Origin of the sequence: Deferrivibrio essentukiensis (assembly GCF_020480685.1) — a bacterium.
Lineage (GTDB): Bacteria > Chrysiogenota > Deferribacteres > Deferribacterales > Deferrivibrionaceae > Deferrivibrio > Deferrivibrio essentukiensis.
The window spans coordinates 1-6,398 of the sequence record NZ_JAJAFU010000036.1; the positions used below are offsets into that span (position 1 = coordinate 1).

General features: G+C 34.5%; 5 protein-coding genes. All 5 read left to right on the forward strand.

Features of this window, described 5'->3' with window-relative positions; genetic code table 11:
* Positions 1–184: 184 nt before the first annotated feature.
* Positions 185–1,204, forward strand: a complete 1,020-nt coding sequence (locus LF845_RS11445; RefSeq protein ID WP_242821150.1) for a porin family protein — start codon at positions 185–187, stop codon at positions 1,202–1,204.
* A 244-nt stretch (positions 1,205–1,448) separates the two neighbouring features.
* Positions 1,449–2,465, forward strand: a complete 1,017-nt coding sequence (locus LF845_RS11450) for a TonB-dependent receptor (protein WP_242821151.1) — start codon at positions 1,449–1,451, stop codon at positions 2,463–2,465.
* A gap of 99 nt (positions 2,466–2,564) precedes the next feature.
* A complete protein-coding gene (locus LF845_RS11455) occupies positions 2,565–4,172 on the forward strand; it encodes a hypothetical protein (protein ID WP_242821152.1) in 1,608 nt (535 codons plus the stop codon).
* Positions 4,173–4,181: 9 nt separating this feature from the next.
* Positions 4,182–5,783 (forward strand): hypothetical protein, encoded by a 1,602-nt coding sequence (locus tag LF845_RS11460; RefSeq protein ID WP_242821153.1) that lies wholly within the window; start codon positions 4,182–4,184, stop codon positions 5,781–5,783.
* Between the two features lie 12 nt (positions 5,784–5,795).
* On the forward strand, positions 5,796–6,398 hold a 603-nt coding region (gene rpe, locus LF845_RS11465; protein ID WP_423220586.1), incomplete at its 3' end, for a ribulose-phosphate 3-epimerase.

Genomic DNA, 6,398 nt, shown 5'->3' on the forward strand with positions numbered 1-6,398 from the left:
TTGTTGACAAGGCAATTTGCGTGTGTTATGTTTTAGTGTGAATTAACAAAGTGGCAGAAATGTTTAGTACTGAAAAAGATTTAAAGGAGGTGAAAAGGCAAAGAGTAGAGAAAGTATTTAATTGCAACACAATTTGCGTTTTACCAAAAAAAAAGAATTTAATAACCTACAGGAGGAAAAGAGTATGAAGAAGTTTTTAGCAGTTATGTTTGTAGCGCTTTTCGCAGTATCAGCTTTTGCAGCTGATTGGGGACTTTATGGTAGTATGAGATTTGCAACATTTTATGTAAATCAGGATGATGACTTTACAGGAAATGATTCTGATACTGACCTTAGAGATTTCGGTCTTCAGGGTAACAGCCGTGTTGGTGCAAAAGTTAAAGTGAATGACAAGTTTTCTGCTCACTTAGAGCTTTATGTTAAAGGTGGTAGCAAAAGTAATGCTGTAGGGACAAGGTTGTTTTACGGTACTTACGATTTTGGTGGCTTAAAACTTAATATTGGTCAAATGTGGACTCCATTGAACGTTCTTTCTATTGACCAAGTTTCTAAAGATGATGGAGACCTTCTTGGCTGGGGTGCTTTCTTTACTGGTAGAAATGAAGCTGTTATGGTTGAAGTTGCTGGTGCAAGAATTGCTCTTGTAAGAAACAAGCAAACTGATTTTGAAAAGTACGATGTTACAATTCCAAGAATAGAAGCTGACTATACATTTAAAATTGACCCAGTTAAAGCAAGAGTTTTTGCTGGTTATCAGACTTTCTCAGCTGAAGATGAGGATACCATAACTTTTGACACAGATTCATATGTTGCAGGTCTTGACTTGACTGGCAATATGGGTATGGCTGGGTTTGCTCTTACAGGTTACTATGGCTCTAATATAGGTGCTATGGGCGCTTCTGGTCCAAACCTTGCTGCAACTAAGAGCGAAGATACTACAGACTTTGGTGTAGCTGTAGCTGTAAACTTCAAGCCTGCTGATAATGTTAAGGTAGAAGTTGGTTACGGTTATGCTTCATCTGATAGAGATGATGTTACCGATCCTGATACTCAGCAGTCTTACTATGCTAACGTTAAATATAGCTTTGCAAAAGGTTTCTTTGTTCAGCCAGAAATAGCTGTTTATGATTATATGGATGATTCTAATGGTGATACAGAAGGTAAAGAAGTTTACTTTGGCGCTAAATGGCAGATGAATTTCTAATATAGGTGTTGATACAAAAGATTTTAAAAGGGAGCTTTTAAGCTCCCTTTTTTTTTGAGTAAAATATTTTCGCTTCTGCCTGATTTTTGTGCAGTTTTTTTAAGTTAAACAGTAATAAAATTTGTTTGCAAATATTATTTACTTGACTTGATATATAAAGCAAAAGCTGCTTTTAATAAGTTGGCAGGAATTTTGATAATCAAAGAGATGCCATGCAATGGTATAAAAAAACATAGGAGGAAATATGAAAAAATTTTTATCAGTAATGTTTGTAACACTTTTAGCAGTTTCAGCGTTTGCAGCTGATTGGGGGCTCTATGGAAGCGTAAGGCTTCAGTCTTATTATGAAAACAGGGACAAGTATCAAAGCGGTCTTGGAGAAAGTGACACTGACCTTAATTTTGGGCTTCAGGGCAATAGCCGTGTAGGTGCTGAAGTAAAGGTCAATGAAAAATTTACAGCTAATGTTGAGCTTGGAGTAGCTGGTGCCAGTGATTCAAATGCAGTATACACAAGACTTCTTTATGGTACTTATGATTTTGGTGGCTTTAAGTTGAGGATAGGCCAGGACTATACTCCAACAGATTTTGAGCCATTTAATCAGGTATTTTTTGCTGACAATGCACTTGATGGTTTTGGCGGTGTATCAATAGGAAGAAGTGAACAAATAAAGCTTATGGCTGGTGGTTTTGAGCTTGCCCTTGTAAGAAACAGTACAACAGGAGACCCTGTACATTATGATACTGTCCTGCCAAAAATAGAGGTAGCATATGGCTTTAAAGTAGCAGGACTTGATTCAAGGGTATTTGGTGGGTTTGAGACTAAAAAGTCAGAGATTACAGATGAAACAATTACAAACTATATTGCTGGTCTTGGTGGTACATATAGTTTAAGCCCTGTTACTGTAAACTTTGTTGCTTGGTACGGCCAAAATACCGGTGACTACGGGTTGGTTTCAAATGGGACTTATGATGTAGCTAATGATGAAAATTCAAAAGATTTTGGTGGGGCACTTGAAGTTGGTTTTGAAGCAAATAAAAATTTAACTTTTAATGTTGGCTATGGTTATCAGCGGGCTGATAGAGACGATTTCACAAAGGCGGACGCACAACAGTCATACTATGCCAATGCTATTATAACAATTGCTGATGGCTTCTATGTGGTTCCGGAAGTTGGAGTATTTGACTATATGAAAGATGCTGATGATAACAAAGAAGGGAAGCTTACTTACTTTGGAGCAAAGTGGCAGATGGATTTCTAATGGGAAGCCCTGCAAAGCAGGGCTTTTTTATTTATAAATTTATTTGATTTTTCTATTATTTAGTGTAATACTCCTTGAAAAACAAATAAGGAGTCTTTTATGCTGTTAAGATTTTTTCTTCTTCTTATGACCTTGTTAGCGTTTTGCGGTTTCGGGATTGCAGGTATAAATAATTTTCCTACAGATATGGCTGGTCTGTTAAAAACTGAGCCAGCAAAAGTTATAAACATAAATCAAGACATATTAAATATAGATAAAGGTGCAAAAAGTGGATTTTTAAAGGGCAGAAAGGTAGAAATATTGAAAAAAGGAAAACCGGTTTATCATCCCGTTACAAAAGAAATCCTTGGAACACGGGATATAATAATTGGTGAAGGGGTGGTTACATCATCAAATGAGCATAACTCAACAATAGGCATAATAGAAAAATCAGCCGAATTTAAACTTGATGAAACTGTAGCTGTACCAAAAATACCTGTAGGAGTCAAATTTGTAAGCGTTACAGGAAGTGAGGATGAAAAAAAATATATTGCATTACTCAAAGCATCATTGAACAATTCAGATTATCTGTTCATTTCAGATAACGGTTTATTGACCTGTGAGGTCAAAAGCGAAGAAACAGGGTTACTTTTAACGATAAAAATGAATGATGGACAGCCCCTAAAAACCCTTTATTACCCTACAGAAAATATTGTGGCTATTAAAAAAGATATCAAAGCGGTGAATCTTACGGAAAGTGGTGAAATGGAAAGTGGATATACTTCAATTTCTGTTATAAATGTTGGAGAAAACAAAATAATTGCTGCAGCAGGGGGCAATAAAGTAGATTTTTATGAATTAAACTCAGGTAAAATTGAAAAATCACCTATTAACAGTATTTATTTGGATGAAATAATTAATATAGAATCATTTGATATAGATAACGACAAATTAGATGAACTTATTATTTCAAATTTAGATAAAAATCTTAAACCAAAATCTGCTATATATAAAATCAAAGGGGGTAAAACTGATATTTATTTGCAAGATATAAAATATTTATTTAGAACCGGCTATTTTGAAGGGGAGAAGAAGCTTTTATACCAGGGTGTAGAGAAAGAAAAATTTGGCCCTGAAATCTATATTTTTAGTTCAACAAAAAATATCGGTAATGACAGACCTTATTTAGTGTCAGATAAGTACAATATTTATAACACAGGTTTTGGGGATTTTGACGGGGACAGGAAGGTTGACCTGATACACTTTAACGATAAAAAACAGCTGGAAGTTATATCTGACAATAAAGTTATTTATAAAAGCGTAAAACCTTACGGTGTAGGTGCCAAATATTTTCTGTTGAACAAGGCAGCTAAAGATAAGGAAAATCATGGTTATTCGGAAAATGATGATATGCTTGGTATGCTCAAGTTTAGACAATACATATATCCAAGGATATATGAAAAGAATGGAGAAATATTTGTTTATAACAATGAGCTGAAATTTCCAGCTTTTCCGCTAAGAGAGATTTTTTCTTCTTCAAAATTGGAAAAAATAGGGTTTGGCAAGTTAGGGGCAGTAAAAAGATGGGAGTCTGACTTGCTTGAGCCGAGGATTGTGGATATTTATATTGAACCAAATTCCAATGAAGCCTTCCTTATAGTATTAAAACTAAAAGAAGGTTTATTTAAGAAGGACAAAACTAATATAATGATGCTGACATTCAATTAAGAGGAAGACATGAGGATTTTTAGATATCTGCTTTTATTTTTGGCATTTAGTAAACTGGTTTTTGCTGCAAATACAGATTTTGTAGAAAATTTTGTAAATAAGTTAAGCAATAAAAAAGGGTATGTGATATCAAATGAAGGAAATGGAACAATACTTACTGATTTAGGAAAAGATAAAAATGTTTTTAAAGGGATGCGGATTAAAATTTCAAAAAAAGAAGAGAGTATTGTACACCCTATAACCGGAGAGGTGATTGCTGAAAAGACTTCTGATGCCGGACTTGCTGTAATTGATGATGTATATGATAAGTTTAGCACGGCAAAAATTTTAAGTGGGGATAATATTAGTGCAGGGGATTACGCTGAGATTATTTTACCTGTGAGAGTTAATCTAGAATTTTACAATACCGATAGTTATACTGAGGATGAAATAAAATCCCTTCTTATAAAGTCAGGTAAATTCTCTGTTGATAAGAAGTCACCTCATAGTGTGAAATTTTATGAGGACAGCAGCGGTGGTCTTATTTTTGAGGTTGACTATTACAATGATGTTATTGGAAAATTTTATTCTACTGATTTGAAGGTTGAAACTTCAGACAATGAGAGAGAAATTTATCAACAGGAGTTTGAAGCAAAGGGTTATATCCAGATGGCTGTTTGCAACCTGAAAGGGGATGGTTACGATTATGCAGTTATGGCCGAAGATAGAAATGTAGATATTTATAAAATTGTAGGTAATAAATTTCAATTTCAGGAAACTATTGACAGAAAATTTGACAATATCATAACAGTTAGCTGCTATGATTTAAATGACAATAAAATAGACGAAATATTTATTTCTATTTCAAATAAGGGCAGAGGCGCAAGGTCATTTATTTATGAGTATAATGAAGGCAACCTCAGTAACCTAAAAGATAGTATTCCCCTTGCACTAAGAGATGTTTATTTGAATGGTGAAAAAAATATTGTTGCTCAGAGGCTTACGAGGGATGGCAGGTTTGTGGGGAATATTAATTTTCTGATATACAATGGTGACTATATAAAAGGTGAAGCCATTGCAAATACGCAGGGTTTTTCCATCTATGGTTTTGGTTTGGGTGATGTGGATTTGGATGGTAAGATGGATTTAATTTATTCAAATGAAAAAAATCTGCTTGAGATATACAATTCAGACGGGAATATTATTTACAAAAGCAGAGAAACATATGCAGATTCGGTTAACTATTTTTTAATGAAAGAAAGGAAGACAGATAAACTTGCAAACAAGGAAGAAGTTGATAAACTTTTGGAAATTACAAGCAGGATATATATGAAAGACAGAATATTCGTAGATAAAAGAGGCGCTATCATAACAACCAAGAGCATATTTAATGATAATGTTGTCCCAACCTTTGAAAAATATTTCAACAAAGTAGTTACGGTCAATTTGTTTGAAAATTCAATGCTTAAAAATATATGGACATCCAAAGATTTTGGTACTGACGTAAATGACTTTTATTATGTTAAAAATGGCAAAAAAAGTGTTATTTATGTTTTAAAGGGGGAAAAAGGGAATTTTTTTACAAAGTCAAGAAGTAGTATTGTTACAATTGTATTTCCTGAAGGGATATAAGGAGAGTCTGAAATTATGCTTGTTTCCCCGTCAATATTAAGTGCTGACTTTGCAAGGCTTGGCGAAGAGGTTGTTGCCATTGATAAGGCAGGGGCTGACTATATTCATATTGATGTTATGGATGGTCAGTTTGTACCAAATATTACAATAGGCCCATTGGTAGTGAGTGCCATCAGGAAGTTTACGGTTAAACCATTTGATGTCCACTTGATGATAAAAAATCCTGAAAACTATATAAAAGAATTTGCAGATGCTGGTTCCGATATTATAACGGTGCACGCCGAGGCGACAAATCATTTGCATAGATTGATTCATCAGATAAAAGATTTGGGTAAGCTTGCAGGTGTCTCATTAAATCCTGCAACACCTGTATCAGCTATTGAAGAAATTGCCTCAGACATTGACCTTGTGCTTGTCATGTCAGTAAACCCTGGGTTTGGTGGACAAAAATTTATTGAAAGCAGTATTGAAAAGGTAAAAAAAGTAAAAGAGCTAACTCTAAGAAAAAACTCCAAGGCTCTTATTGAGGTAGATGGCGGCGTAAATAATAAAAATGCTCCACATTTAAAAGGTGCCGGATGTGACATAGTAGTCGCCGGCAGTTATATCTTCAGC

What these genes read in the sequence shown, in the direction of transcription:
- LF845_RS11450 (WP_242821151.1), top strand. Translation starts at nt 1,449, where the DNA reads ATGAAAAAATTTTTATCAGTAATGTTTGTAACACTTTTAGCAGTTTCA.
- LF845_RS11460 (WP_242821153.1), top strand. Translation starts at nt 4,182, where the DNA reads ATGAGGATTTTTAGATATCTGCTTTTATTTTTGGCATTTAGTAAACTG.
- LF845_RS11445 (WP_242821150.1), top strand. Translation starts at nt 185, where the DNA reads ATGAAGAAGTTTTTAGCAGTTATGTTTGTAGCGCTTTTCGCAGTATCA.
- LF845_RS11455 (WP_242821152.1), top strand. Translation starts at nt 2,565, where the DNA reads ATGCTGTTAAGATTTTTTCTTCTTCTTATGACCTTGTTAGCGTTTTGC.